The following is a 25,271-nucleotide window of genomic DNA, read 5'->3' as shown; positions in this document are numbered from 1 at the left end:
CCGGTCCTCATCCGGCGTCTCCCTGCAGTTGCGTGAAGCGCTCCCGCTGCTCCGGGGTGAGCAGCTCCAGGAGCCGTGCGGACCCGGCGTCGTCCGCGTCCCTCGCACGGCCCTGGAGCCCGGACGAGTCGCCGCTGCGCTGCGCCCCGCGGCCCCGCACCGCGCCGGCCTCGGCCAGCACGCGGGCGTACTCCCGCTCGTTGTCCTCGGCCACCGTCGCCAGCAGTCTGCGCTGCTCCGCCGTGAGGTGCAGGACGTCGGCCACGTCCTCGTCCAGGAGCGCGTCGCCACCCCTGACCCGCCACGACAGTCGGCGCAGACGGGCGGCGCGCTCGCCCCCGAGCAGTCGTCCGGCCTCGCGCTCGACCTCCTGCCGCGCCGACCGGGCGGCAGGGTCGGCGTGCGGAGGGCGCCACTCGCCTCCCGCGTACAGCTGCCTGAGGGCCTCGCGGAAGCGCCGCTCGATCTGCGCCGCCCGGGTCACCTCCTCCTCGGACATCCCGAGGAGGAGGTGGACGTCCGGGCTGACCAGCAGGGTCACCACCTCACCGGCCGCGGCGTAGCCGTCGCCCGCCACCCGCAGCTCTCCGGCCTCGGGGTCGTCGATCCGCAGCTCGCCGGCTCGGTAGGCCATGCCGTCCCGGTCCCGTCAGAAGGTGCCGGTCTCGAAGTCGATCCCGGCCCGCGCGGAGTCCGCGGCATCGGCCAGGCCGACGCCGAGCAGGTCGGGCCGGTAGAGCGTGACGTGCTCCTTGATCCGGGTGACCTGACCCGGGGAGAACTCCGTCATCCCGGCGTCGTCCGTGTAGTCCATGTAGTTGGTGGTCGGGTCGTGACCGCCGTCGTTCGGGCACGTGTCGCGCGTCGGGTCGGCGGGCCCGTAGTTGGGGCTGGCCTCGAACGGCGTGTCCGCGATCTCGTCACCCGGAGGCGTGCAGCCACCTTGGAAGGTGTGGTAGAGGCCGAGCCAGTGGCCGACCTCGTGGACGGCGGTCAGGCCGAGGTCGTACGGGCTCGAGGAGCCGCCCGGGAGGGTCGAGTAGAGCATCACGACGCCGTCCCTGACCGGGTCGCCCGCGAAGTCGGTCGGGAACGTGGCCCACCCGAGCAAGTTGTCGCCGATGCCGGCGGTGTAGAAGTTCAGCGCCCGGTGCTGGTCCTCGCCCAGCGCGGTCTTCGCCTTCCGCTCGGCCGGGCTGTTCATCGTCATCCGGAACCACACCGGGTCGTCCGTGCGGTCCACCGACGCCCGGGTGAACACGATGTCGTGCGGCTTGAACCGGTCGTTGAGCACGTTGAGCTGGGCCTCCAGCTCCTGGTCGGTCAGGGCGCCCGTCGCGCCGTCGTGGACCACGTGGAAGTGCACCGGGATCTCCAGGCGCGTCACGGCGGAGGCGTCCATGCCGTTCGCCCGGGCGGTGCGGAGGTGTGCGCGGACGCGCTCCCTCTGGAACTCGTTGAGCTCCGGCGTCCCGCAGCGACGCCCGCCGCGGACGAATGCCTCCTGGCTGTCGTACTCGCGGTCCCCGATCACCAGCTTCTCCATGACTCTCCTCCGTCTCGGCCCGGACGTCCCGGAGGGGGCGGCGTGCGACCACCCGGCACGAGGGGGACGTCCAGGGACACCTCGTGGCGATGGCGGAGATGCTCGCGGTCCGCCCGTCACTGCCGCATCACCCCCGCATCACGGCGCTCCCGGACGGCGGCGGCCCGCACGTGACGCCGCGGTGACGCCGTGGTGATGCCGCGCGGACAAGCTCCCCTCCGCCGGGGCGCCGACGACGGCAGGGGCGTCCCGCCGAGCCAGTGACGGAGGTCGACGATGATCCGCACCCGACGCGACGTGGCCGCCCTGACGTTGGCGGACGCGGCCAAGGCCCGGACGCAGGAGTGGCACCCGGTGCTCGACACCTACGCCCACGGGGTCCGGCTGATGGACCAGCTCGGCGAGGACGACCCGCGCTCGTGGCTGTGGGCCGCGAACACCCACGGCATCCCGACGGGCACCCGGCCGCGACCGCTGTGGAACCAGTGCGCGCACGCGTCGTGGGCGTTCCTCCCCTGGCACCGCGCGTACCTCGCCTGGTTCGAGGCGACGATCCGGGAACTCACCGGCGACGAGGAGTGGCGGCTCCCCTACTGGGACTACTCGGTGCCCGGGGACACGGCCGACCGGACGATCCCGGTCGAGTTCAGCGTCGAGACCCGCACCGTCGACGGGCAGGCCGTGCCCAATCCGCTGTACCGACCCCAGCGGAGCGCCGCGCCCATCCCCCGCGACGACGTCGGCATCGTCGATGCGATGGCCCACACCCGATACGTCCGGCGGTTCCCGGCGTTCGGTTTCGGTGGGACGGACCGGGTGGGGTTCGACGGGGCGACCACCGTCGAGATGCGCCCGCACAACTTCGTCCACGGCGGCATCGCGGGCCGGAACGGCCTGATGGGCAGCACGACGACGGCCGCACGGGATCCCGTCTTCTGGCTGCACCACGCGAACATCGACCGGCTGTGGGAGGTCTGGCGCGGGCTGCCCGGGTCGATCGAGCTCACCGATCCCGGCGGGGCGCCCCGGTTGCTCGTCGTCCAGTGGCGATCGGCCACGTTCGCGTTCGGCGCGGCCGGCTCCCCGGCGACGTACACCATGGACGACGTCGAGGACACCCGTGCCCTCGACTACGTCTACGAGTCGGCCACGCTGCCGGACGACCTCGCCGCGGCGGTCGAGGAGCGGCGCGGGGCCGTCCGGGCGGGCAGGGAGATGGCGGTGGACGACACCGAACCCACGTGGTTGCCGGTCGCAGCGACGTTCGGACTGACATCGGGGGAGGAACGCGACGTCCCCCTCGAGCGCGGAGCCCGGCTGCTCCCGGACGCCTCCCCCGCCGGGCTGCTGGTCGAGCTCGCCGGGGTGAGCGCCATGGCGCCGCACCAGGCCTACGCGGTGGAGGTCCGCGCGACCCCCGACGCCCAGGCGCACCGCGCGGGACGCTTCTCCACCTTCGGGCTCGCCGGGACACCCGAGACCGAGGAGCGCAGCTACGTCGTCGACCTCTCGTCGGTGCTGCCCGACCTGCTGGCCGAGGGCTGGTCCGGTGGCCGGCTGTCGGTCCGGGTCGTCCCGGACGAGGGGGCTGCCGACTCCGCCGACGACGAGGACAGGTCCATCCACGTCCGCCAGGTCACGGTCTACCTGCAGACGCCGTGACCCTCGACCAGGCGGTCCGGTGGGTTCGTCCCGTCCGGATCCCCCTGCCGCCTCCGGCGACGTGGGTGCTGGCCGGCTCCCTCGTCGCCTGGGTGGTGCTGACCGTGGAGGCGCTGGCGGCCACGCGGGTCGGGGGCGCGGCGGCGACGGGGCACGTGCACCACCACGGCGTGGCGGCCCTCGATCCGTGGACCGGGACCTGGGTCCTCGGGTGGTCGGTCATGGTCGCCGCGATGATGTGGCCGCTGGCCGTGCCGGCCCTGTCCGCCGTGGGGCGGGCGGCCTTCCCAGGGTGGCGCGTCCGGCTCGTGGCGACGTGCCTGGCCACGGTGACCGTGCTCTGGCTGGCCGTCGGCCTGGCCGTCGCCTCCGTCGCGCACGCCCTCGCGGTACCGGCGGGCAGCGGAGGATGGCAGCTCGGCTGGGTGGCCGCCGCGGTGCTGTGGAACCGCTCGGCCTGGCGGACCCGGCTGCTGTGGCGGTGCTCCAGGCTGCCGGCGATCGCTCCGGGTGGCGTCCGCGGCCTGGCGTCGGCATCGGTCGCCGGTGCCGTGGTGTGGCGTCGCTGCGCACTGCTGTGCGTCCCGGTGATGGCTGCGATGGTCGTCGGCCACGGCGTGGTGCTCATGGTCGGCGGCTCCGTCGCCGCCTGGTGGGAGGCGGCGCACCCGCGCGCGTGGCGGGACCCCGTCCCCGTGCTGCTCCTCGCCGCCGTCGGCCTCTGGTTGCTCCCCGGAGTCGTCGCTCCGGGCTGATCCCGACGCCGGCGTCCGACCGCCCGCCGACGCCGACCGTTCCCCGCCCGTGCCGCGCACCGACCGCGCGGTCCCGTCCCGTTCCAGGTGGATGCCATGACCGCTCCCTCTCCCCGCTCGTTGGCCGGCGGTGCCGCCGCCTACTCCGTCGACGCCGGCCGCGTGCCGGACCCCCACGGACCGCCGCCCCCGCTGCCGGACGGGCTCCCGTTCCTGGCGCGCGACTACCGCGCCGGCCTGGGCGACACGAGCGACAGCGGACCGATCACGCCGACCCGCACGCTGCGGGGTGGCTGCTACTACATGCGCTACACCCCCCTCCAGACCTCATCGACCCGCCCCGGCGCGGTCTACTACCTGGGATCGCTCCGGGTGCAGCGCGTGGGGACGACCCTCACCGTCAGCGGCGACCTGTACCTCCGTCACGTGTCCAGCGGCCGCCCGGCGGACGCCGCAGGTGAGCCGGACCCGGCCGACGGCATCCCGGTCCTCCCCCGCGCCGACTACCGGTACTACGTGCGCGTGACGAGGGTGTCGGACTCCCCCGGCGCACAGGAGAGCTTCACCCTGACGTTCGAGCTCTTCCGGTTCAACGCGGCGATCACCGCGTGGACCAACGAGGGCGTCTCGACGGTCCAGCTGTCGTGGACGACCGCGCCATCGGGCTTCCCGTCCGGCGCCGACTACCTGACCGGTGACGTCGAGAACGCGGCGGGCGCGGTGACCGGGACGCTCTCGCTCGGGTGGGTCTCCCCCTTCCTGCGCCGCTCCACCCTGGAGGTCGACCGGGTCCCGGGAGGTGTGGCGCCGAGGACCAACGGCTCGGACGGATACGGCTGGCGGCAGGTGTTCGAGCCGGTGGGCTGGGACCTGACCGTCGTGGAGAGCGACGACACGGTCGCCGAGCCGAGCGGCGAGTCGTGGGGCGACGCCGAGATGCACGCGGCCATGCTCGAGTACCGCGACCGACGGGAGGCTCTGCTCGACGTGGAGTGGCGCTACCACCTGCTGTGCGTGCGGCGCCTCGACGAGACCGAGCGGGGCATCATGTACGACAGCTCCGCCGTCGACCTGAACGGCACGGCCCGGGAGGGTGTCGGGATCGCCTGCGACTGGGTGTACGAGCAGGACGACCCCAGCTGGGGCCCCCTCAGGGGGACGCGGTTCGGCGACGACCTGCCCACCTACTTCCGGACCGCCGTCCACGAACTCGGCCACGCCATGGGGCTGTACCACAACGCGTCGGACAACGGCTTCATGAACACGACGGACGTGATCGCCCGACGGGCGCACGCCGGGCGCCCGTTCCCGCAGAACATCCGGTGGGCGTTCCACCCGGACGACGAGAAGCGGCTCCGTCACATGCCGGACGTGTGGGTGCGTCCCGGCGGCATCCAGTTCGGCGAGGACTACTCGGTGGCACCGATCGCTGCTGACGACCTGGTCGAGCGGCCCCCGGGGTTGCGGCTCGAGGTGTGTCCCGTCGAGGAGCTGCTGCCCCTGGGCGCACCGGCGCGCGTCGAGTTCGCGCTGGTCAACGAGTCGACGGCGCCGGTGCTCGTGCCTGCGTCACTCGGCCTGCGGGGAGGCACCGTGCGGGGGAAGGTGATCGACCCGGCGGGGACGGTGCGGACGTTCCTCCCGCTCGTCCCGTGCGTCGAGAGCCAGCCCCTGCGCTCACTGGAGCCGGGCGAGCGGTTGTCCTCCGCGGCGACCGTCACGCACGGACCGCAGGGCGCGCTCCTCCCCAGCGCCGGGCTGCACCGCATCGTCGTGGAGGTCCGCTGGGACGAGGGCGGCACGCCGCGTGCGCTCAGCGGCTCGGCCACCCTGCTCGTGACGGCGGCGACCTCGGGCGAGCAGGAGCGGGCCGCGTACGGGATCCTGTCGACCCCCGACACCCTGCTGGCCATCGCCGCGACCGCCGACGTCGGGAACGGCTTCGCGGCGATCGAGCAGGCCGCGTCGGACCCGACGCTGGGCCCCCACTACGCATGGCTCGACGCGAAGCGCGCACTCCGGAGCAGGGCGACGGCCGACGAGCCGTCCCGGCGGGCGCTCGAGCGGCTCGCCGGCGATGACGTGGTCGTGAGCTCCGCCGAGCGCCGCCGCGCCGTCGAGGCGCTCGACCGCGTCGAGGCGCGATACGGAGTGCGCGAGGAGGCGATCCGGCACGGGGAGGTGACCGGGACGGACGACGCGCCGGACACCGGGTCGCTGCGGAAGCTCGCCGCGGCCGCTCGTCGGCGGATGGACGAGGGGGGACGGCCACGGTGAACGGCGCCGGATGGCACAGACTCCCCTCGTGAGCGGCACCGGCGTCACCCTCGGCGACCTGGTCGGGACGTGGAGCAGGGTCGACGACGGCGGGTCGACGACTCCCTTTCCGCAGGAGATCGAGTTCTTCGCGGACCGCACGTACTGCGCAGTCGGCGACGGGGTGCGCCGGCCGGTCTGGGACGAGGCGTCGTTCGACGTCCTGCGCGACGGGTCGGTGCGCATCCGGACGGCGGACGATCGCGGGGTGACGTACTCGGCGAGCCTCACGGGCGGGTTGCTCACCCTCTCCGCCGGCGACGACCGGGTGACCTTTCGCCGGGTGCCGTCCCGGCCGGCCGACCGGTGACCTGCAGGAGGGCGCTGCACTCCGGTCATCCGCAGGCCGGTGGCCCGTGCCCCGACCAGGCGTCCGTCACGCGGGGCGAGGACACGGGCCTCCGCAACGGGACCGGTGACGTTCCGGTGACGCCGGAACCGCAACCTGGGTCGTGACGTCGTCGGACCCAGGGGGTGCCATGCCGAGCTGTTCCGCGACGCGGGCTCCCGTGTCCGTCGCCCCCGTCGTGACCCTCGTGGCGATCTCGGCGACGGGCGGCGATGACGGGGGGGCCGCCGTCCCGCACCCCGCCACCTCTGCCGCTGGAGGCTCCCGTGGTCTTCCGACACGTCACCGCCGTCCGGGACGACGTCCTCGACGAGCGGGCGCTGCAGCGCATGGACAACCGGGAACTGGACCTGCTGTTCCGGAGCAGTCCCGCGGGGGACATCCCGCACGGACGCCTGCCCGGGACGGGGTTGCTGTTCCCGGGAACCCCTGCCTGCGGTCTCCTGGCCTGGCTCGTGCACCTCGTGGTCTGGCAGGGCAAGGAGACGGAGCCCTCGGGCAGGTCGCTGCAGAACCTGATCGGGCCGCTGCGCATGCGGACGATCCGTGCCCTGCTGTCCCACGACCGCAGCTGGGTCGACGACCGGGACTGCGTCCTCATCGACTACTCGAGGACGTCCATCGTGGCGCGGATGGTCCGCGACGAGGTCCGTCTCGTCGCTCCGGGCCTGTACCTCGGCGTCGTCTGGTTGTGGAAGCGCCGGGTCGGGTGGTTCACCCTGCGTCAGCAGTAGCCGTGTCGGCACGAGCCGTCGCCGGCTGGGGGCCGGCGACCTCCCCCGCTCGCTCGTCGACCGCTCCACGTCCGCCCCGACCTCCCGATGCGCGGGCCGGATCGTGAACCCCGGAGGCCCGTTCACGTACTTCGTCCTCCGCCCGCTCAGCGACCTGTTCCTCTGGGCGTGGCGGCTGGAGCGGCGCCTGGAGTTCCTGTACCGGCCGCACGTCGACCGGTGGCTGCGCCCGCCGCTGTTCGCCCTGCTGCAGGCCCTGCAGAACCGCCTGCGCGAGGACGAGCACCTCGCCCTGGCGCAGGAGGAGCCGCTGCCGGACGAGGAGCGGTACACCCAGGAGATCATCGACGAGATCAGCGCGTTCACCCGGGAGAACTGGCTGCCGGGCGCGGCTCAGCGGTTCGGCAACACCAAGACGTTCGGGGTGCTCCGGGGTGAGTTCACCGTCCTGCCCGACCTGCCGGAGCACCTGCGGCAGGGGCTGTTCGCCGCGCCGGGCAGGTTCCCCGCGTGGGTGCGCTTCTCCGGGCCCGGCCCCTTCGCGCCACCCGACCTCGAGGACCTGGGCCAGTGCTCGGTGGCGATCAAGGTCATGGGCGTGGACGGCCCGAAGCTCATGCCCGACGAGGAGCGGACGCAGGACCTGATCCTGGTCTCGCCCGCGAGCTTCGTCACGCCGGACGTCCGGGAGAACTCGCGGATGCAGAAGTGGGTGCGCGCGAAGGCACCCCTGGGCTACCTGCTGGACCCCCCGGGCCGCCACCTGCTCCACCTCGCGATGCAGCTGCTGTACAGCCCCATGCACGCCAACCCGCTGGAGGTCCAGTACTACAGCAACGTGCCGTTCCTCCTCGGGGATGGCCGCGCCGTCGAGTACTCCCTGAGGCCCCGGCAGCGGGGACGGACCAGGATCCCGGCCCACCCGACCGAGAACTACCTGCGGGAGGCCATGGTCCGCACCCTGGCCCGGGGCGACTGGGAGATGGACTTCATGGTGCAGGTGCAGACCGACCCGCACCGGATGCCGATCGAGGACGCCACGGTCAAGTGGCCGGAGCGGCTCTCGCCGTACGTCCCCGTGGCGCGGCTGCGGCTCCCGGCGCAGCGCTTCGACTCCGACGCCCAGCTGGCCTTCGCCGACGTCCTCCGCTACAACCCGTGGCACAGCCTGCCGGAGCACCGGCCCCTCGGTAACTCCAACCGGGCGCGGCGCCGGATGTACGCGGAGCTGGCCCAGCTGCGCCAGTCGATGAACGCCGTCCCCCACGTCGAACCCGACGGCAGCGAGGTGTTCCCCGACGACGACCGGCGGCCGGAGCGGCAGCGCCGGGCCACCGTCGTCGGTCGCCGCGCCGTCCCCGAAGGCTGATCGGAGGACCCCGTGCCCGAGCAGTCCGCGGTGACCGTCCTCGCACCGCTACCGGCCGAGCACCACGACCGTGCGGCGACCGCCCTGGCGGACCTGGCCGGCCCCGACCGGGCGGTCCCGGCCTTCGACCGGCTCGCCGGCCTGCACTTCGCCCGGCTGATGCTGCTGGACGACGCCGTGAGCCCGTCCGGCACGAGGGTCGGGCCCAGCCTGCTCTACACCGCCGACCTCGACGGCCCGGCCGACGCCCACCTCCAGGCGCTGGCCGACGTCTCCGGGCCGGGTCTGGACCGCGCGTTCTCCTGCTGCACCGACTACCCGACGCGGCCGGATCCGGCCAGCCGGACGGCGTGGCTGCGGGCCCACCGCATCCCCGAGGCCGCCTTCTACGTGAACACCGTGGGACGCGGGGTGTCGCAGGTGCGCGCCGAGGCCCGGCTGCGGAAGGGCCTGGAGGCATACCTGGACGAGCACCGGGACGATCTCGTGGACCTCCCGCCGGCGGAGATCCACGCGGTCCTGCGCCGGCACGCGCTCACCGACCCGGACCTGCGCGTCGGTGTCGTACCCGCGCGGCGTCCTCCGCTGTGGTGGCGGGCCAGGGAACTGGCCCACCTGCTGGCGGTCCCGGCGGTCCTCCTGCCGCTGCTCCCGGTCATCCTCCTGGCACTGCCGTTCGTGGCCGTCGTCCTGCTCATCCACGAGTTGCGGGACGTGCCCGACCGGCAGCGCCCCGACCCGGTCGCGGTGGAGCGCCTCCGGGCGGGTGAGGACCACGTCGCGCACAACCCGTTCGCCGCCGTCGGGTTCCTCAAGCCCGGACCCTTCCGGGCCGCCCTCACCCGGACCGTCCTGTTCGCCATCAGCTACGCCGTCCGGCACGTGCTCAACCGCGGGAGCCTCGCCGGGGTCACGACCATCCACTTCGCCCGGTGGGTCTACCTCTCCCCCGAGCGGATGATCTTCCTCAGCAGCTACGACGGCAGCCTCGAGAGCTACATGGACGACTTCATCGACAAGGTCGCCTGGGGTCTCAACGCCATCTTCAGCAACGGCCTGGGCTACCCCCGGACCATCCTGCTCCTCTGGCGCGGCGCGCGGGACGAGGAGCAGTTCAAGAACCACCTGCGCACCCGCCAGGCCCTCAGCCACGTCTGGTGGTCAGCCTACGAGGACCTCACCGCGCTCAACGCCCGCTCCAACGCCGCGATCCGCCGGGGGTTGGCCCGCCGGACCCTCTCCGACGACGAGGCACGCGACTGGCTCGCCCTGCTCTGACGACCGCAGCACCCGCACACCCGGAGGGAACGGACATGGCACCGACCCGCAGCGCGGCGCCTCACCGGGTCGACCGCGGCGCCCGGGGGCCGGCCGCGCCCGCACCCGGCCCCGCTCCACGCAGCGGGCGCGGCGTCGACCGGGCCGATGTCCAGGGGATCGTGGGGAGCGGGTACGGGCGGCTCCCGGAGGCGGTGTTCCTGGGCCTGCGCGTGGACGACGGCGCCGCAGGACGCGCCCTCCTCGCCGGCCTCCTCCCCCTGGTGACCAGCATGGCCGCCGACCACGGCACCCGGGCCCTCAACGTCGCCCTCGGCCACCGCGGCCTCGCCCGGCTGGGACTGCCGCAGGCGGCGCTGGACCAGTTCTCCCTCGAGTTCACCGGCGGGATGACCACCCCCACCCGCAGCGCCTTCCTGGGGGACGAGGGCGAGCACGCCCCCTCCACCTGGGCCTGGGGCGGCCCCACCAACCCTCGCGTCGACGTCCTGCTCCTCCTCTACGCGGCGTCCGACGTGGAGCTCCGGACGCACACCGAGGCGGTCCGCCGACTGGTCCCGGCCGACGGGGTCGAGGAGGTCGTCACGCTCCCCACCGCCACCCTGGCGCAGCGTGACCACCTCGGCTTCGCCGACGGGATCTCCCAGCCCACGGTGGCCGGCCTGCACGGGGAGGGCGCCGACGGCGACGTGGCCCTGGGTGAGTTCCTCCTCGGGTACCCCAACGCCTACGGCACGCGCACCGGACGCCCCCTCCTGCCCGCGGCGGCGGACCCCGGCCGGCTGCTGTTCCCCGCCCCCGATGCGGGGACGCCCAGCGTCGATCTCGGGCGCAACGGCACGTACCTGGTCGCCCGGACCTTCGCCCTCGACGTCACCGCCTTCTGGGACCACGCCCACCGGTGGGCGGCGCGGACCGGACTGCCGGCCGAGCAGGTCGCGGCGAAGATGGTGGGACGGTGGCCCAGCGGCACGTCCCTGACGATCAGTCCCGACCGCGACGACCAGGCCCATCCGGTGGACAACGCCTTCCGCTACCACCGGGACGGCGACGCGCTCGGCCTCGGGTGCCCGATCGCGGCGCACGCCCGCCGGGCCAACCCGCGGGACTCGCTGGACCCGCGCCCCGGCTCGGAGGCCTCGGTCCGGGTCAACGACCGGCACCGGCTCCTGCGCCGCGGCCGGCAGTACGACGTCCTGCCGTGCGACCAGGACGCCGGCGACGGGACGGAGGCGGACGCCGGGCGCGGCTTGCACTTCCTCTGCGTGAACGCCAACCTCAGCCGCCAGTTCGAGTTCGTGCAGCACACCTGGCTGAACAACCCGGCGTTCGCGGGCCTGCAGGACAGCCCGGACCCGATTGCCGGGGCCCACGCGCCGGACAGCGGGGTGTTCCCCCTGCCGGCCGAGCCCGTCCGCCACCGCCTGCTCGACCTGCCCCGGTTCGTGCGGGTCCGCGGCGGCGGCTACTTCTTCCTCCCCGGCGTCCGCGCACTCCACTACCTCGCCTCCGGCCCCTCGGCCGACAGGAGGACCCCATGACGTCGAGCGCCGACCTCCCCCGCGTGCTGCTCGCGGGGGTCCGCCTGACGATGGGGACGGCGGGCCTGCTCGCTCCCGGCCTGGTCATCCGCCGGCTGGACATCGACCCGGCCACCCAGCCGGGGATGCGCTATCCGCTGCGGATGTTCGGCATCCGGACCGTGCTCATCGGCGCCGAGCTGCTGACCCCCGACGCCCGTCGGCGGGGGCACGCGGAGCAGCTGGCCCCCGTCGTCCACGGCAGCGACACCGTCGCGGCCCTCCTCGCCTGGCGCCGGGGCGATCTGCCCCGACGCGCCGGGGCGATGGCCACCGCCATCTCCGCGGTCAACCTCGTGCTCTCGCTGGTCAACCTGGGCGCGCGGCGCCGCCACCCGCCACGGCGCCTGTTCCGGTCCCGCTGACCCGCCGGACGGCTCGGGAGAGATCCAGGAGGCGCACGTGGACGCGCAGGTCCCGCCGCGCGGGCGGCACGGGCCGACCCCGGCGCCGCGAACCCGGACGCGCTCCCGCGTATCAGCGAGCCGGCCGCCCGGCTCTCCCAGGAGCCGGCTCGACTCGGCCTGCTGGACCAGTGAGACACCACGGCACCGCACGAGGGAACCGTGCGCTCCCCGAGGAGGACCCCATGACCAGGACGTCCACGACCGAGCCGCCCGGGAGCAGGATCGTCGGCGACGGACCACCCCGGACGACGGCGCAGCCCGGCGCCGTCACGTCCGGGAACGGCTACCGGCCGGGCCTGCCGTGGCGGCTCTACCGCGCGGCGGCCTGGGCGCTGGATCGGGTGTTCGGCTGGGACCGGCTGCCCGTGCCCCTGGGGCTGGCGGTACTCGCCGGCCTCCGTGACGCGCTGCGCCGGCACAACCTGCACGACACCGGGGCGCTGCCGACCACGCGGTCCCCGGCCGTTCCGCCGTTCGACCCGCGGGTCCTGACCTCGCGAACGGTGGACGGCAGCTACAACGACCTCGCGGTCCCGTCCGCGGGGATGGCCGGCTCGCGGTTCGGGCGCAACGTGCCGCTCGTCGCGGCCGGCCGGCCGGCGCCGGCCGAGGTCGTCGAGCCCAGTCCCCGCGAGGTCAGCCGGCAGCTGATGACCCGGAACGAGCTCATCCCCGCGACGTCGGTCAACGCGCTCGTCGCCCCGTGGCTGCAGTGGATGATCCGTGACTGGTTCAGCCACGGGAAGAGCCCCACCGCGGACCCGTGGCGGGTCGAGTTGGCCGACGACGACCCGTGGCCCGAGCGGCCCATGCTGATCATGCGCACCCCCGAGGACCCGACCCGCCCGGACACCTCGTCACCGCGGACGTCGGTCAACGCCTGCACCCACTGGTGGGACGCCTCGCAGATCTACGGCGTCACCGCCGAGCAGCAGCGGGAGGCCCGGACGTTCGAGGGCGGCAAGCTGCGCGTCGAGGCCGACGGGATGCTGCCGACGCCCAGGAGCGACCACCCGACGCTCGAGGAACCGGGGTTCTGGCTCGGCCTGGTACCGCTGCAGACCCTCTTCACCCGCGAGCACAACGCCGTCTGCGACATGCTCGCCGACGAGTTCCCCGCCTGGGGTGACGAGGAGCTCTTCCAGCGTGCCAGGCTCGTGGTCGCCGCGCTGACCGCCAAGATCCACACCGCCGAGTGGACCCCCGCCGTCATCAGCCACCCCACCACGGCCGCCGCGCTGCGGGCCAACTGGTGGGGCCTGGCCGGAGAGCGCCTCAGCACGGCGCTCGGCCGGCTCAGCGACAGCGAGCTGGTCAGCGGCATCCCGGGGTCGCCGACGCGGGACCATGGCGTCCCCTACTCCCTGACCGAGGAGTTCACCGCCGTCTACCGGATGCACCCGCTCATGCCGGACCTGTTCGACCTGCGCTCGCACGAGGACGACCGGCGGTACCGGGCGGAGCCCTACAGCCTGCGCGAGCTGGCCGGCCCGCGGTCCCTGGCTCTGCTCGACACCGTGCCGGTGGCCGACCTCCTGTACTCCTTCGGCACGGAGCACCCCGGGGTGGTGACCCTGCACAACTTCCCGAGGTCCCTGCAGGAGTTCGTCCGGCCGGACGGGAAGGTCATGGACCTCGCCGCCGTCGACATCCTGCGGCACCGCGAGCTCGGCGTCCCCCGCTACTGCGAGTTCCGGCGGCTGCTGCGGCTGCGGGCGCCCGCCGGCTTCGAGGAGCTGACCGGCGATCCCGACCTCGCGCGGCAGATGTCGCAGCTCTACGGCGGGGACGTCGAGAAGGTCGACCTGATGGTCGGGCTGTTCGCCGAGCGCCTGCCCGAGGGCTTCGCGTTCAGCGACACCGCGTTCCGGATCTTCATCCTCATGGCGTCGCGCCGGCTCAACAGCGACCGGTTCCTCGCCGGGGACTTCACCCCGGCGGTCTACACGGTGCCCGGCATGCGCTGGCTGGCGGACAACACCATGGCCTCGGTGATCCTGCGGCACTACCCGCAGCTGCGACCGGCGATGCGCTCGGTGTCCAACGCCTTCCTGCCGTGGCAGCGTCCCGGCGTCCGGAGTTGAGGAGGCATGGCCATGGTGGCGACCGGGGTGGAGGACCGGCTGCGCGGGATCCGGGAACGGTGGGTGGCCAGCGAGGAGCAGCGCGCGGACGCCCAGGCGGCGATCGGCCAGCGGGACCTGACCCTGGCCAACAGCCCGGCGGATCTCCAGGAGCGCGAGGACCGGCTGCGGCGGCGGCACCTGCGACTGGAGGGCATCGTCGACCAGGACGACTCCGTCTGGCTGAGCTTCTTCGACTGCGGGCTCCGCGCGGCCCGTTCGGTGGGTCGGGTCGTCGAGGCGCCGCGGCGCCAGCCGGTCGTGCCCATCGGCACGGGATCGCTGGTCACCGACCGCCTCCTGCTGACCAACCACCACGTCGTCCGGACGCCGGACGAGGCCGCGGGGATGGCCGTGGAGTTCGCCTACGAGTACGACGAGGACGGCGAGTCCCGGAACGAGGACCGGTGGCCGCTGGCCCCGGGCGACTGCTTCGTCACCGACCCCGACCTGGACTACACCGTCGTCGCGGTCGCCCTGCGGGACGGCCGGCCACCCGGTGAGACGTACGGCTCCATCCCGCTCATCGGGCAGACGGGCAAGGCCGTCATCGGCGAGGTGCTCAACGTGATCCACCACCCCGCGGGCCAGCGCAAGCGGGTCAGCCTCCGGTTCAACCGGATGGTCGCCGAGGACGACCTGTGGCTGCGCTACGAGAGCGACACCCGGGAGGGCTCCTCGGGCGCGCCGGTCTTCAACGACCAGTGGGAGATGGTCGCGCTGCACCACGGCGGGGTCGCCGCGACCGACGACGAGGGCTTCGAGCTGACCCGCGACGGGCAGCGCTGGACACGGGACATGGGTGAGGACGCGGTGGCCTACGTCGGCAACGAGGGAGCCCGGGTCAGCCGGATCGTCCGCAGCCTCCGCGGCGCCGGCGTCCCGCTGGAGCAGCGCCGCCTGCTGACCCCGATCCTCGGTGAGGAGCAGTGAGATGACCGCACCCACGCTCGTCTTCCTCCACGGCCGCGGCCAGGAGTTCAAGAAACCGGAGCAACTGCTCCGCAAGTGGTTGGCAGCCCTGAACGCCGGGCTCACCGCGGCCGGCGCCGACCCGCTGCCCGCCGACCGCGTGGTCCTGCCGTTCTACGGCAACGTCCTGTACCAGGTCACCGCGGCGTCGGCGGGCAAGGCCCTCAGGCTGGAGTCGACGCGGTCGACGGACGAACCGGGGCCGTTCTCCCCCGCCACTCCGCCCGAGACCGGCGCGCTCGAGCGTGAGCTGCTCCTCGACATGGCCCGGGCCGCCGGGATGGCGGTCCCCGACCCCGACGAGCCGCCACCGCCGGTCGAGCGGACGGGGGGTGGGGGGCGGCTGCGCGAGGAGGGCCTGCGCGACCGGATCCTCTCCTGGGGCCCGGCGCGAGAGCTCCTCGTCTCGCTCGCCAAGCGGTCGCGGGTGGACCAGCTGGTGATCACCGCGCAGCTGCGCGACGTCGCCCTCTACCTCAGCGACGGCCGGGACGAGGTCCTGGAGGTGGTCCGGGAGGCCCTCCCCGCGGAGGGGCCGCTCGTGCTCGTCTCGCACAGCCTGGGCACGGTGGTGGCCCGGGACCTGCTGCACGACGACGACGTCCGCGAGCGGACTGCCCTGTGGGTGACGGCCGGGTCACCGCTGGGTCTCGAGGCGGTGCAGAAGAACCTCCTCGACCCGGGGTCCAAGCACCCCGGGGTCGAGTGGCTGACCGCCTACGACGTCAACGACGTGGTCGCCCTGGGGCACCCCCTGGTGCAGTCCTGGGGGGCGCCGCTCGCCGACCTCGAGGTGGAGAACGACACCGACCCGCACTCGATCTCGCGCTACCTGGCGCAGGCACGGGTCGCCGGCCCCATCGGGATCGCCGCGACCCGCCCCTCCTGACGCAGCCGCCCGCTGCCTGCCCCGGCATGGGTTCCGGCAGGCCCTGCGCCGTCCGCGGGAGACCGCGCACCCGACTCCGGCGGCCCCCGAGCAGCCACCTCGTGCACCCAGGACGGCAGCGCGAAAGCCCGCCCGCCGCGTCCGGACCTCGGCCCGCAGGCTCGTCGCGGTTGACGGCGCGGTGACGCCGTCCGTGGTGTCCTCCACCCGACGCCGTCCGTGCCCGGCGGTGTCGCTGGTCGCTGTGCGCACCCGAGACCAGGAGGACCGGTGTGACCCGTCGGCGGACGCTTCCGCAGCGGGGATCAGCACGTGCGAGGCGCCCGACCGCATCCGCCGGACGGCGCGGACGATGGGCCGCGGCGCGGAGAGGTGCGGCGTGACGGGCGGCGGGTGGGACAGCCGGTCGTGTGCCGCGTCGTCGATGCCCGGCGTCCACCGCCTCCGGCTGCCTGCGGAGCCGGCAGTGCGCGTTGGTCGGTGCGCTGAGGATCCCCGGGCTCGATCGACCCGGACGCCATCGGCGCATATAGGTCCGGGTGGGCATCGGGCCGGGAGCCGGCCGGACCCCTCTCGCGGCCCCGATGCCGCGGGGGCCGTTCCAGCGGATCCCGGCGCGGCTCCGGCCCTCCCCATCCGGACCCGGACCCACGGTCCACCCGGGAATCCGTCAGCCCGCGTGCTCGGTGCGCGCGTAGCTGCGTGCCCCCCACCAGCCCCACTCCTCCTCGTTGGGCGGCGTGCCCATGCGGTGGTCCATCGTCCAGCCGTAGAGGCGGAACAGGAACCACTTGATGTCATGGGCGTAGCCGGCCAGGTTGGCCGGCCGGTTGACGACGTCGTAGGAGACCCACCACAGCCGGTCGAGGTCGTCGGCGGCGGCGAGCTCGAGGACGGCGTCCGCCGTCGCGTAGTGGTCGGGGTGGTCGCCCGGGTTGAGGGTCCGGTCGTGGTCGGCGGTGTTGACCCACGGCCGCATCGTCCCCCGCTGCGAGGTGACGATCCCGCGGACGGTGGTCACCAGGTCGTCCCAGCTGTCGTAGGTGGTCGACCCGTCGATGGCCGGCAGGGAGGGGATCTCCGCGCGCCGCAGCTTGCCGAGCGTCAGGTTCCCGGTGGAGGGGAAGCCGTTCCCGTCGACGTTGCCGTCGGGGAGCCGGAGGGCGTACAGCGCCCAGGTCGGACCGGTGAAGCGCTGGATCGGGTGCCCGTTGACCGGAACCCGGGCCGACGTCGGCGTGCCGGGGGTCAGCGTGCCGGCCAGCGACTCGACGCAGGCCGCCTCGTGCGCCTCCCACCAGCCGTCGGTCCGGCCGGCGTCGTCGGCCGTCAGCAGGATCTGCACCGTCCTGACGCCAGCGGTGTGCAGGTCGGTGAACAGCCCCTCGCCACGGAACAGCAGGGCGTCATCGGTGTGGGCGGTGACGTAGAAGACCACGTCGGACACGGCTGCCTCCTTGTGCTCGGGTCTCCCCCGGAGGGCACACAGGGAGCCTGCTCGCGTCGTCGGCGACACGCCCGGACCCGGCGCGTGGCACCGCCCGGAAGGCACAGGGGCGGCCGACGGGGATCCCGGCCGTCGCGGGCGGCACCGGGACTCGGCTCCCCGGGCGACGCGATCGAGCACGCGTCACCCACACCACCACGACCCCGCGACACGACCCCGCGACGCGACCGGGGCGTTCCGCGCACAGTGCCCGACGGCGCCCGTTCCACGACCGGACGCCGCCCGCCTGCCCATGAGAGGAGAGCCGCGTGTCGGAGCTGGGGTTCGACCAGTGGGCGTCGGTGACGCCGGCCGCCGGGTGGGTGATCGAGGTGGGGCACTTCACCGGCGGAGCCGGGAGCGACCTCTTCGGCTACCACCCGGGCAACGGGACCCTGTGGGTCGCGGACAACCGCGGGAACCGGTTCGCGTTCTCGCAGCCGTGGGCCACCGTGGATCCCCCGGACGGGTGGCAGTTCGTCGTCGCCGACGTCACCGGCGACGGCCGGGCGGACGTCGTCGGCTACCACCCGGGCAACGGCTCCGTGTGGGTCGGCGAGAACCGCGGGGGGAGCTTCGTCTTCGCCCGGTGGGCGGACCTGGCCCCGGCGGCCGGGTGGACGATCGACTGCGGCCTGTTCACGGGACGGGCGCGAGCCGACCTCCTCGCCTACCACCGCGACAGCGGCTCGCTGTGGGTCGGGGAGAACACCGGCTCCGCGTTCGCCTTCCGGGGGACCTGGGCCACGGTGACGCCGGGCCAGGACTGGCGGTTCGCGACCGCGGACGTCATCGGCAACGGGACGACCGACGTGGTGGGGTACCGACCGGACGACGGTTCGGTGTGGGTCGGGGAGAACCGCGGATCGTCCTTCACCCTCACCGAGTGGGCGACCCTGAGACCGGCGCAGGACTGGCGCATCCGCACCGGCCTGTTCACCGGACGGGACAAGGCCGACCTCCTCGGCTACCACCCCCGCAACGGCACGCTGTGGATCGGGGAGAACGCCGGCGACCGGTTCGCCCTCACGGAGCTGTCGCCGCCGCTGCGGCCGGCCGAGGGCTGGCAGGTCGTCGCCGGCAGCGTGAACGGCGACCTGTGGCACGACGTCGTCGCCTACCAGCCGGGCAACGGGTCGGTGTGGGTCGGGGTGTGGCCCACCCGGCCGATCGAGGGGTACTGCTGGCCGCTGTCGGCGCGGCCGGGCGAGTCCATCTCGTTCCACCTGTCGCACGAGGGGCAGGCGGTCGCCTCCATCCGGCGGCACACCTCCACGTCGGAGACCGTCGACTCCACCGAGGTCCGGTCTGTGGCGTTCACGGCGGAGCACCAGGTGGCCCCGGCGACAGCCTGGCGCGACGGGTGCGGTTGGGACGAGACCTTCAGCCTGACCGTGCCGCCGGAGTGGACCTCGGGCATCTACTCGGCCGCCTGCACCGACTCCACCGGAGGCCGCTGCGACATCACCTTCGTGGTGGAGCCGGGCGACGACCGGCGCTCCGGCATCGCGGTGCTCGCGAACGTGAACACCTGGCTGGCCTACAACGGGTGGGGCAGCCGGTCGAAGTACTCCGGGGCGGCCCGCACGAGCTTCCTGCGCCCCATGCCGCAGTCCGCGCCGAACGGGGACAGCCACCTCACCCGCGGCGAGCTGTGGCTCCTCGGGTGGCTGGAGAGGGAGGGCCACTCCCCCGACATCTTCACCGACATCGACTTCCACGACGACGGGTGCGATCCGGAGCAGCACCCCCTCCTCGTGGTGGGCACCCACCCCGAGTACTGGACGCCGCAGATGTACGACCGGCTGGCGTCGTACCTCGCTGCCGGCGGGAGCCTGGCCTACCTCGGTGGCAACGGCGTCTTCGAGGCCGGGGAGTACGACGCCGACCGGACGGCGATGGTCTTCCGGCTGGGCGAGGAGGGCGGCGACCGCGAGCTCGCCATGTTCCGGGTGCTGGGCAGGCCGGAACGTGCGCTCCTCGGCGTCGCCACCGAACGCTGCGAGGTGCCGGGGTCGGCCTACGTGGTGCGGTCCGCCGATCACCCGTTGTTCGAGGGGACGGGCCTGTCGGACGGCGACACCGTGGGCGCCGTCGGCCTCAACCGGGGGCACAGCGGCGGCAGGGGCAACGGCGCGGCGAGCGGATGGGAGGTCGACACCAGCCGCGGCCCCGGCGCGACCGGCGTCCCGACGAGCTGCGGGCTGCGGCCGGCGGTCCTGCAACCGGGTGGAGTACCGCCGTCCCCCCTGCCCAGCGGTCTCGTCGTCCTCGCCCAGGGCGTGTCGGACGGGACCGCCCCTGGGGCGGACATGACGTACTACGACCATCCCGGCGGCGGTTTCGTCTTCTCCGCTGGATCGCTGACGTTCGGGGGCAGCCTCGTCGTCGACGCCACGCTCAGCACGCTGGTCCACAACGTGATCCACCGGGCCGGCATCGCCTGACACCGAGGCCGGAGGCCGCCGAAGCGCTCGGCGTCGCCGTCGCGACGGACATGGACCGGGCACCGTGTACGCCCACACGCGCTCGCGGCCTTCCGGGAGTCCACGGCGGGCGTTGTCGTCCCTCACCACTGCTGCCTGACCTGGGCCCGATGGCGTGTGCGTATGTGGGGTGTCGCCCTCGGACCCAGCAACGCTCCGGTGTCGGGCAGCTCAGGAGCCCGGGGCGCTTCCGTGTCGGGGCCTCCGAGGCCCTCGTGATACCACTGCGACACTTCGCGGCTGATCAGCCGAAGAGCAGGGCCAGCGAGCGGTCGGCGGGCCTGACGGCCCGTGCCGGGGTGGACGTGCTGGTAGACGGTGAGCGTGATGGCGCCACTGGCGTGACCCAGGCGCTCGGAGACGACCTTCACCGGCACGCCGTCAGCCAGTGGGAGGGTGGCGTGGGTGTGCCGCAGGTCGTGCAGCCGGATCCCCGGCAGCTGCTCCTCCCCCAGCGCCTTGCGCGCCTGGGCGACCTGGCCGGCGGCGAAACGGCGGGAGAACCGCTCCGGGTGCCGGTGAGTGCCATCGAGATCGCTGAGCACGGGTTGAACAGGGCCATGGAGGCAGACTCGCGGGCAGCCTCTCGTTGATCACCAGCCTGCCGACGATGGTGTCGCCTTCCCCCGGTACAGCCGAGACCAGAGCTTCGTCGTGCTGCGGGACGACTGGCGGTTCGCTGCCGCGATGCCGGCCGGGTCGATCGCCAACGCGCGTCGCCGGCGGCCGGCTCGTCGGCGTCGTCCCGGTCGTCCTCCTGCCGGTCCTCGCTGGGCTGCTGCTGTCCGCCGTCAAGGTCTGGTGGCACCGCTGATGCGTCGGGCTGGGGCTCGGGTGAGGAGGCGGCCGAAGACCACCCTGGGACAGAGGAGATCGAGGATCGGGCCCCGCTCGGACGCAGCAGGAGGCCGACTCGGCCGCCGACTCCTGGGCACGAGGGGCGCCGTCGAGGTTCACGGCAACCGGCCGGCGTCAGACCGACGTCGGGACCCGGTTGGAGGTTCGGCGTGTGACCGTCCGGACGGTCCGCACGGCGGCGTCGCGGGCGAAGCCGAACGGGCCCATGTCCCACGGCCAGCGTGCGCTCTCCTCGGCCGCGGCGTCCCTCGCCGCCTGCTGCTCCAGCTCGAGCCTCGCGGCCTCCAGCTCCGCCCTCGCCGCCTCCAGCGCCTCGGCCGCCCGCCGCGCCTCCGCCGCCTCCCGCGCCTCGGCCGCCCTGCGGGCCTCGGCCGCCTTGCGCGTCTCCGCTGCCCGCCGCGCCTCGACGGCCCTGCGCGCCGCGGCAGCCTCCCGCGCCTCGGCCGCCCGCCGCGCCTCGGCCGCCTCGTGCCGGGCGAGGATCACCTGCTTCTGACGCTCCACGCGCCGCGCCTCGGCCGCCTCGGCCGCTTCGGCCGCCCGCCGCGCTTCGGCCGCCTTGCGCGCCTCGGCCGCCTCGGCCACCCGCCGGGCCTCCGCCACCCGCCGGGCCTCCGCCGCCCGCCGCGCCTCGGCCGCCTTGCGCGCCTCGGCCGCGTCCCGCGCCTCGGCCGCCCGCCGCGCCTCGGCCGCCTGCTGACGCGCCAGGATCACCTGCTTCTGGCGCTCCACCCGCCGCGCCTCGGCCGCCTCGGCCGCCTCGCGCTCCTGGGCCGCCTTCACCGCCTCGGCGGCGTGCTGCCGCGCGAGGATGCCCTGTCTCCTTGTCTCCACCCGTTCGGACTCGGCCATGAGGAGCAGCTCCGCCTGGGCCTGCTCCACCCCCAGCCGCACCTTCTGCCGCAGCCGCATGGCCTCGACGTCCTCGTGGTCGCGCAGCGCGGTGACCTGGTCGTAGGCACTCGGAGGGGCGAAGTTCAGCAGGACCTTCATCAGCACCGGCAGCAGCTCGATGCAGACGAGGAGCAAGGAGAGCATCAGGTGTGCCATCTGCAGCGTGCTGTCGCGGTCACTCAGCCGGCTCAGCGCCTGCAGCCGGATCAGGATGCCGTCAGCGTTGTCGTTCGTGGCCTCGAACGCGGCCTGCAGGCGGTCCTGCTCCGCAGTGAGGCCGGCGAGCGTGGCCTCGTCGGCGACCAGGCCGGCCTGTGCCTGCGCGGCGCTGCGAGCCCCGGCACCCTCGGCGGCGGTCACCGCGGCGTCGAGACGGGCCTTCGCGGCGGTCACCACCGCGGCCTGCGCCTCGGCCGCCGCCTTGGCACTCCGGTAGGCTCCACCGTCCCCGGCGTCCCCTGTGCCGCACGTACCGTCCATCTCGCACTGCGCCTTCGCCGCCACTTGCTGGTAGCTGCTGACCGCCTTGTCGTAGGCAGCCTGCTCGGTCGCCAGCCGGTCGTTCACCGGCTCCAACGCCGGGTCCGCGTACCCGCCACTGGCGACGACCGCCTGGTGGGCGGCGATCCGCTCCCGCAGTGCAGGCAGCTGCCGGAACCGGGCGTCGGACTCGAGGCCGGCCTTGTAGGCATCCGCCGCCTCGGCCTGGATCGACACGACCTCCGTGTCGATCTCGGGGCCGAACACCCGCAGGGTCAGCGGCGTCGCGACGACCGCGCCGAGCACCAGCGCGAGCCCGATCCTCGGCACGGCCAGGACGACGTTCCGCCGGAGCGACGGATCGTGCGCCATCCCCACCAGCAGCATCCGGTCGAGGTTGACGATCACCGCACCCCAGCCCAGCCCGATGAGCAACGCCACCGGCCACGAGGCGCCCAGCGCCATGTGCACCGCGAACGCTGCCGACAGGACGGCGAGGGCGCCGGTGCTCAGCAGGACGCCGCCCAGCGCGACGAACCGCGCGCGGGCGCGAGGCGCCGCCTCGAGGACGTCCGGGTGGGCGCCGGCGAGCACGGCCAGCCCGTCGCCGATCCGCCGGACTGGAACAGTCATCGCTGCGCTCTCCCCGGGCGACGGAGGTCGAGGATCGGCCGTCGCCTCGCCTGTCTCATCGGCGGGCAGTGCCAGGGGCGTGATCGCGCCCGGGCGGTTCCGGCTGTCAGCACTCGGCGACCCGGCGCAGGGCACCCGCCGGTGGTGACATCGAGCACAGTGCGTCGGGTGGGGCAACGGACACCGCGTGTGCGGCCCGGCACCTGCCCGTGGCCGCGAGCGGTCCGCACACTTCGCCCATGCGATTGGCTGTCTGTTCCTCCAAGGGCGGTGTGGGCAAGACGGCGATGGCCGCGAACCTGGCCGTCGCCCTCGCCCGACGCGGCAGGGTGCTCGCCGTGGACGTCGACCCGCAGGACAGCCTGGGTCGGGCCTTCGGGGTCGTTGCCAAGTCCGGCGAGGACAGCCTGGCCGCACTCCTCGAAGACCCCTCCGCCGATGCGCGCGCCGTGGTCCGGCACGACGTCACGCCCGGGCTGGACCTGTTGCCGTCCCACCCGTCGCTGGAGACGGCGGCCGCCCACCTGGCCACGACCGGCGGGCTGGTGACGAGCGTGCGGCGGGTGCTGCGACCACTGGTGGGCGAGTACGAGCACGTCGTCCTCGACACCCGTGGGGACCTCGGTGGCCTCACCCTCGCCGCCATCTGCGCGGCCGACGCCGTCCTCACCGTCTTCACCAGCGATCCCGGCTCCGCGGTCGGCGTCGCACGCGTCGCGGCCTTCCTGGAGCAGCAGCGCACGTACGAGAACACCTCGGCCGTGCTCGTCGGGGTCGCGTGTGCGGTCTGGGACCAGCACGGTCGCGCGGCGCGTGAGGTCGCCGGTGCGCTCGACGGCACGGACCTCCCCCTGCTCCGGACGCGCGTGCCGCTGTCCCGTCGCGTACCGACCAGCACGCTGGCCAAGCGTCCTGTCGTGCTCTCCCACCCCACGAGCCCGGTGGCGACCGCTTACCTCGCGCTCGCCGACGAGGCCCTGACCGCCGCCGAGAGGGTCCAGCGATGACAACTGCCGACAAGGTCCGTCCACGGGTCAAGCGCCCCCGCGCCCTGCAGGACGACCTGCTCGACGACCTGCGCCAGGCTGCGCCGATGCCCGTCCCGCAACCGGTGCACCGCGCGGCTCCGCCGCCGGAGGAGCGCCGCGGCACGGTCTGGGTGCGGACGCCGATGTCGACGCCGACGCTGGAGCTGCGCGTGACGCTCTGGCAGTGGTCGGCGCCCGGTGTCCGGCGTCTGCGCGGTGGCGTCGTACTCAGCGCCGGGCCGGTGCGGATTTCCCTGACGGGCCTCGTCCACTGACCGGCTCCCGCACTGGGCCAGTCTGCCGACGTGGCAGGCGACTGATCGGGTGCGGGCTCGCCGGGGTGTGACTTGTGACCCGGCGGGTCCGGGGGCAGGGCCTGGGAGCGCCCACCGGTTGATCCGAGCCCACCGCGGCGGCCCTCACCACGCCGAGGCTGCGCCGGACCGGGGATCGGCCGGCGTCGAGGTCCACGTCCCGTCAGCGAAGAGCCAGGGCCTCACCACTGCGCAACCCAGTCGCCCCGCAGACGCCGGCCCATCGCGAGGTCCGGATCTCCGGCGCCGCCCAGTGCGGGAACGCCCGAGTTGGGCAGCCGTCCACGCCCCATCCCGGAGACCGGGCTCCTGACGGTCTCAGCGGTGCGGATCGGTCGGCCGGGTTCACCGACAGCGACTGTCCTCGACGACGTCGCGCAGCGCGGACCGCGGGATCGTGTGCACGTAGCGCAGGGTCCGTGCGGACAGTCCGCCCCCTGCCCAGCCGCGGGACCGAGGTCGCCCGGTCTGCGCATCCGTGCGTCCACCGCCGCGCCGGTGACCCGGCGTCGGACGACCGGGCCTGCGAGTTCACCTTGACCCATCGGCAACCGTTGCCCACCCGATGCCCAAGCAGGTCACAGCGAGATCGGATCGTCGGCCACCGTTGGCTGGCGCCTGACGTTGACGGCGGTCCGTTGGTCGTGGGCTGGTCGCCCCAGCGACCCACTGCCCCTCCACTGCGGTGTCTCTGACGCGGCTCGAGGGAGATCGGGTGCTGACGCGAGGCCGAGCGCGAGTGGCGTCCACCAAGGTGGTGTGCGACGGCCCCGGTGAGCAGCGGGCCCCGTACGTGAAGGCGGCCACCGCGTGATCTTCTGGATACCTCTCACAGCCCCAGGAGTTCGACGCGATGACCGCTCCGAGCAGTATCGACCCTGCCCGCTTTCTGGACGAGCAGTTGGCCCAGGCCAGCCCTGATCTGCTGCGCCAGATGCTGACCACCTTCATCAACACCCTCATGTCGGCCGAGGCCGACGCGGTCTGCGGTGCGGAGTACGGCGCCCGCTCGGCCGAGCGGGTCAACACCCGCAACGGCTACCGGTCCCGGGACTTCGACACCCGCGCCGGCACGCTGGACGTCGCCATTCCGAAGCTGCGCTCGGGCTCGT

21 protein-coding genes are annotated in these 25,271 nt (G+C 74.0%); 16 read left to right on the top strand and 5 right to left on the bottom strand.

What is annotated here, in order from left to right:
* Window positions 1-7: 7 nt before the first annotated feature.
* On the bottom strand, window positions 8-634 hold the full coding sequence (locus BUB17_RS17190) for a hypothetical protein (RefSeq protein ID WP_072919914.1): 627 nt from the start codon (window positions 632-634) through the stop codon (window positions 8-10).
* A 15-nt stretch (window positions 635-649) separates the two neighbouring features.
* Window positions 650-1,546: a zinc metalloprotease gene (locus tag BUB17_RS17185; RefSeq protein ID WP_072919913.1), complete on the bottom strand. Its 897-nt coding sequence runs from the start codon at window positions 1,544-1,546 to the stop codon at window positions 650-652.
* A 276-nt stretch (window positions 1,547-1,822) separates the two neighbouring features.
* Between BUB17_RS17185 and BUB17_RS17180 the strand changes: the two genes are divergently transcribed.
* The 12 genes from BUB17_RS17180 to BUB17_RS17125 all read left to right on the top strand — a co-directional run bounded on the left by BUB17_RS17180 (window position 1,823) and on the right by BUB17_RS17125 (window position 15,980).
* A complete protein-coding gene (locus tag BUB17_RS17180; RefSeq protein WP_072919912.1) occupies window positions 1,823-3,208 on the top strand; it encodes a tyrosinase family protein in 1,386 nt (461 codons plus the stop codon).
* Window positions 3,205-3,963: a hypothetical protein gene (locus BUB17_RS17175; RefSeq protein ID WP_072919911.1), complete on the top strand. Its 759-nt coding sequence runs from the start codon at window positions 3,205-3,207 to the stop codon at window positions 3,961-3,963. The genes BUB17_RS17180 and BUB17_RS17175 overlap by 4 nt, the downstream gene beginning before the upstream one ends.
* 96 nt (window positions 3,964-4,059) lie before the next feature.
* Complete coding sequence (locus BUB17_RS17170) at window positions 4,060-6,240, top strand: hypothetical protein (RefSeq protein ID WP_141243062.1); 2,181 nt, start codon at window positions 4,060-4,062, stop codon at window positions 6,238-6,240.
* Between the two features lie 28 nt (window positions 6,241-6,268).
* Window positions 6,269-6,589, top strand: coding sequence for a hypothetical protein (locus tag BUB17_RS17165; protein WP_141243061.1), 321 nt, complete (start codon window positions 6,269-6,271; stop codon window positions 6,587-6,589).
* Window positions 6,590-6,894: 305 nt separating this feature from the next.
* Window positions 6,895-7,362 (top strand): hypothetical protein, encoded by a 468-nt coding sequence (locus tag BUB17_RS17160; protein ID WP_083606394.1) that lies wholly within the window; start codon window positions 6,895-6,897, stop codon window positions 7,360-7,362.
* A gap of 103 nt (window positions 7,363-7,465) precedes the next feature.
* Entirely contained in the window at window positions 7,466-8,731 is a 1,266-nt protein-coding gene (locus BUB17_RS17155; RefSeq protein ID WP_072919908.1) for a catalase family protein, read from the top strand.
* 12 nt (window positions 8,732-8,743) lie between these two features.
* Window positions 8,744-10,009 carry a hypothetical protein gene (locus BUB17_RS17150; RefSeq protein WP_072919907.1) on the top strand — a complete coding sequence of 422 codons (1,266 nt, stop codon included), beginning with the start codon at window positions 8,744-8,746 and terminating at the stop codon, window positions 10,007-10,009.
* A gap of 35 nt (window positions 10,010-10,044) precedes the next feature.
* Window positions 10,045-11,550: a Dyp-type peroxidase gene (locus tag BUB17_RS17145; protein WP_208983437.1), complete on the top strand. Its 1,506-nt coding sequence runs from the start codon at window positions 10,045-10,047 to the stop codon at window positions 11,548-11,550.
* Window positions 11,547-11,954 (top strand): hypothetical protein, encoded by a 408-nt coding sequence (locus BUB17_RS17140; protein ID WP_072919906.1) that lies wholly within the window; start codon window positions 11,547-11,549, stop codon window positions 11,952-11,954. Before BUB17_RS17145 ends, BUB17_RS17140 begins: the two co-directional genes overlap by 4 nt.
* A gap of 224 nt (window positions 11,955-12,178) precedes the next feature.
* Window positions 12,179-14,080 carry a peroxidase family protein gene (locus tag BUB17_RS17135; protein ID WP_208983428.1) on the top strand — a complete coding sequence of 634 codons (1,902 nt, stop codon included), beginning with the start codon at window positions 12,179-12,181 and terminating at the stop codon, window positions 14,078-14,080.
* Window positions 14,081-14,086: 6 nt separating this feature from the next.
* Entirely contained in the window at window positions 14,087-15,052 is a 966-nt protein-coding gene (locus tag BUB17_RS17130; RefSeq protein ID WP_072919905.1) for a trypsin-like serine peptidase, read from the top strand.
* Between the two features lies 1 nt (window position 15,053).
* A complete protein-coding gene (locus tag BUB17_RS17125) occupies window positions 15,054-15,980 on the top strand; it encodes a lipase family protein (protein WP_072919904.1) in 927 nt (308 codons plus the stop codon).
* 670 nt (window positions 15,981-16,650) lie between these two features.
* Here BUB17_RS17125 and BUB17_RS17120 read toward each other — a convergent pair.
* On the bottom strand, window positions 16,651-17,427 hold the full coding sequence (locus BUB17_RS17120; RefSeq protein ID WP_072919903.1) for a PIG-L family deacetylase: 777 nt from the start codon (window positions 17,425-17,427) through the stop codon (window positions 16,651-16,653).
* A gap of 308 nt (window positions 17,428-17,735) precedes the next feature.
* Between BUB17_RS17120 and BUB17_RS17115 the strand changes: the two genes are divergently transcribed.
* A complete protein-coding gene (locus tag BUB17_RS17115) occupies window positions 17,736-19,913 on the top strand; it encodes an FG-GAP repeat domain-containing protein (protein ID WP_072919902.1) in 2,178 nt (725 codons plus the stop codon).
* A 122-nt stretch (window positions 19,914-20,035) separates the two neighbouring features.
* On the opposite strand, the gene BUB17_RS17110 is transcribed toward BUB17_RS17115, so the two are convergent.
* Both BUB17_RS17110 and BUB17_RS27260 read right to left on the bottom strand, forming a co-directional pair.
* The gene (locus tag BUB17_RS17110) at window positions 20,036-20,497 is read right to left on the bottom strand and encodes a tyrosine-type recombinase/integrase (protein WP_072919901.1); all 462 of its coding nucleotides are present in this window, start codon (window positions 20,495-20,497) and stop codon (window positions 20,036-20,038) included.
* Between the two features lie 427 nt (window positions 20,498-20,924).
* On the bottom strand, window positions 20,925-22,817 hold the full coding sequence (locus tag BUB17_RS27260) for a DUF4407 domain-containing protein (RefSeq protein ID WP_072919900.1): 1,893 nt from the start codon (window positions 22,815-22,817) through the stop codon (window positions 20,925-20,927).
* Window positions 22,818-23,056: 239 nt separating this feature from the next.
* Here BUB17_RS27260 and BUB17_RS17100 point away from each other — a divergent pair, with 239 nt between their 5' ends.
* The 3 genes from BUB17_RS17100 to BUB17_RS17090 all read left to right on the top strand — a co-directional run.
* Window positions 23,057-23,824: a ParA family protein gene (locus BUB17_RS17100; RefSeq protein ID WP_072919899.1), complete on the top strand. Its 768-nt coding sequence runs from the start codon at window positions 23,057-23,059 to the stop codon at window positions 23,822-23,824.
* Window positions 23,821-24,120, top strand: coding sequence for a hypothetical protein (locus BUB17_RS17095; protein WP_072919898.1), 300 nt, complete (start codon window positions 23,821-23,823; stop codon window positions 24,118-24,120). Before BUB17_RS17100 ends, BUB17_RS17095 begins: the two co-directional genes overlap by 4 nt.
* 892 nt (window positions 24,121-25,012) lie before the next feature.
* Window positions 25,013-25,271: transposase (locus BUB17_RS17090; RefSeq protein ID WP_175561395.1), on the top strand; the 259-nt coding region annotated here is incomplete at its 3' end.

Origin of the sequence: Geodermatophilus obscurus (assembly GCF_900143215.1) — a bacterium.
GTDB lineage: Bacteria > Actinomycetota > Actinomycetes > Mycobacteriales > Geodermatophilaceae > Geodermatophilus > Geodermatophilus obscurus_A.
The sequence above is the reverse complement of the archived record's forward strand: the minus strand, read 5'-3'. Positions and strand labels throughout refer to the sequence as shown.

What these genes read in the sequence shown, in the direction of transcription:
- BUB17_RS17190 (WP_072919914.1), bottom strand. Translation starts at nt 634, where the DNA reads ATGGCCTACCGAGCCGGCGAGCTGCGGATCGACGACCCCGAGGCCGGA.
- BUB17_RS17185 (WP_072919913.1), bottom strand. Translation starts at nt 1,546, where the DNA reads ATGGAGAAGCTGGTGATCGGGGACCGCGAGTACGACAGCCAGGAGGCA.
- BUB17_RS17180 (WP_072919912.1), top strand. Translation starts at nt 1,823, where the DNA reads ATGATCCGCACCCGACGCGACGTGGCCGCCCTGACGTTGGCGGACGCG.
- BUB17_RS17170 (WP_141243062.1), top strand. Translation starts at nt 4,060, where the DNA reads ATGACCGCTCCCTCTCCCCGCTCGTTGGCCGGCGGTGCCGCCGCCTAC.
- BUB17_RS17145 (WP_208983437.1), top strand. Translation starts at nt 10,045, where the DNA reads ATGGCACCGACCCGCAGCGCGGCGCCTCACCGGGTCGACCGCGGCGCC.
- BUB17_RS17140 (WP_072919906.1), top strand. Translation starts at nt 11,547, where the DNA reads ATGACGTCGAGCGCCGACCTCCCCCGCGTGCTGCTCGCGGGGGTCCGC.
- BUB17_RS17135 (WP_208983428.1), top strand. Translation starts at nt 12,179, where the DNA reads ATGACCAGGACGTCCACGACCGAGCCGCCCGGGAGCAGGATCGTCGGC.
- BUB17_RS17130 (WP_072919905.1), top strand. Translation starts at nt 14,087, where the DNA reads ATGGCCATGGTGGCGACCGGGGTGGAGGACCGGCTGCGCGGGATCCGG.
- BUB17_RS17125 (WP_072919904.1), top strand. Translation starts at nt 15,054, where the DNA reads ATGACCGCACCCACGCTCGTCTTCCTCCACGGCCGCGGCCAGGAGTTC.
- BUB17_RS27260 (WP_072919900.1), bottom strand. Translation starts at nt 22,817, where the DNA reads ATGACTGTTCCAGTCCGGCGGATCGGCGACGGGCTGGCCGTGCTCGCC.
- BUB17_RS17100 (WP_072919899.1), top strand. Translation starts at nt 23,057, where the DNA reads ATGCGATTGGCTGTCTGTTCCTCCAAGGGCGGTGTGGGCAAGACGGCG.
- BUB17_RS17095 (WP_072919898.1), top strand. Translation starts at nt 23,821, where the DNA reads ATGACAACTGCCGACAAGGTCCGTCCACGGGTCAAGCGCCCCCGCGCC.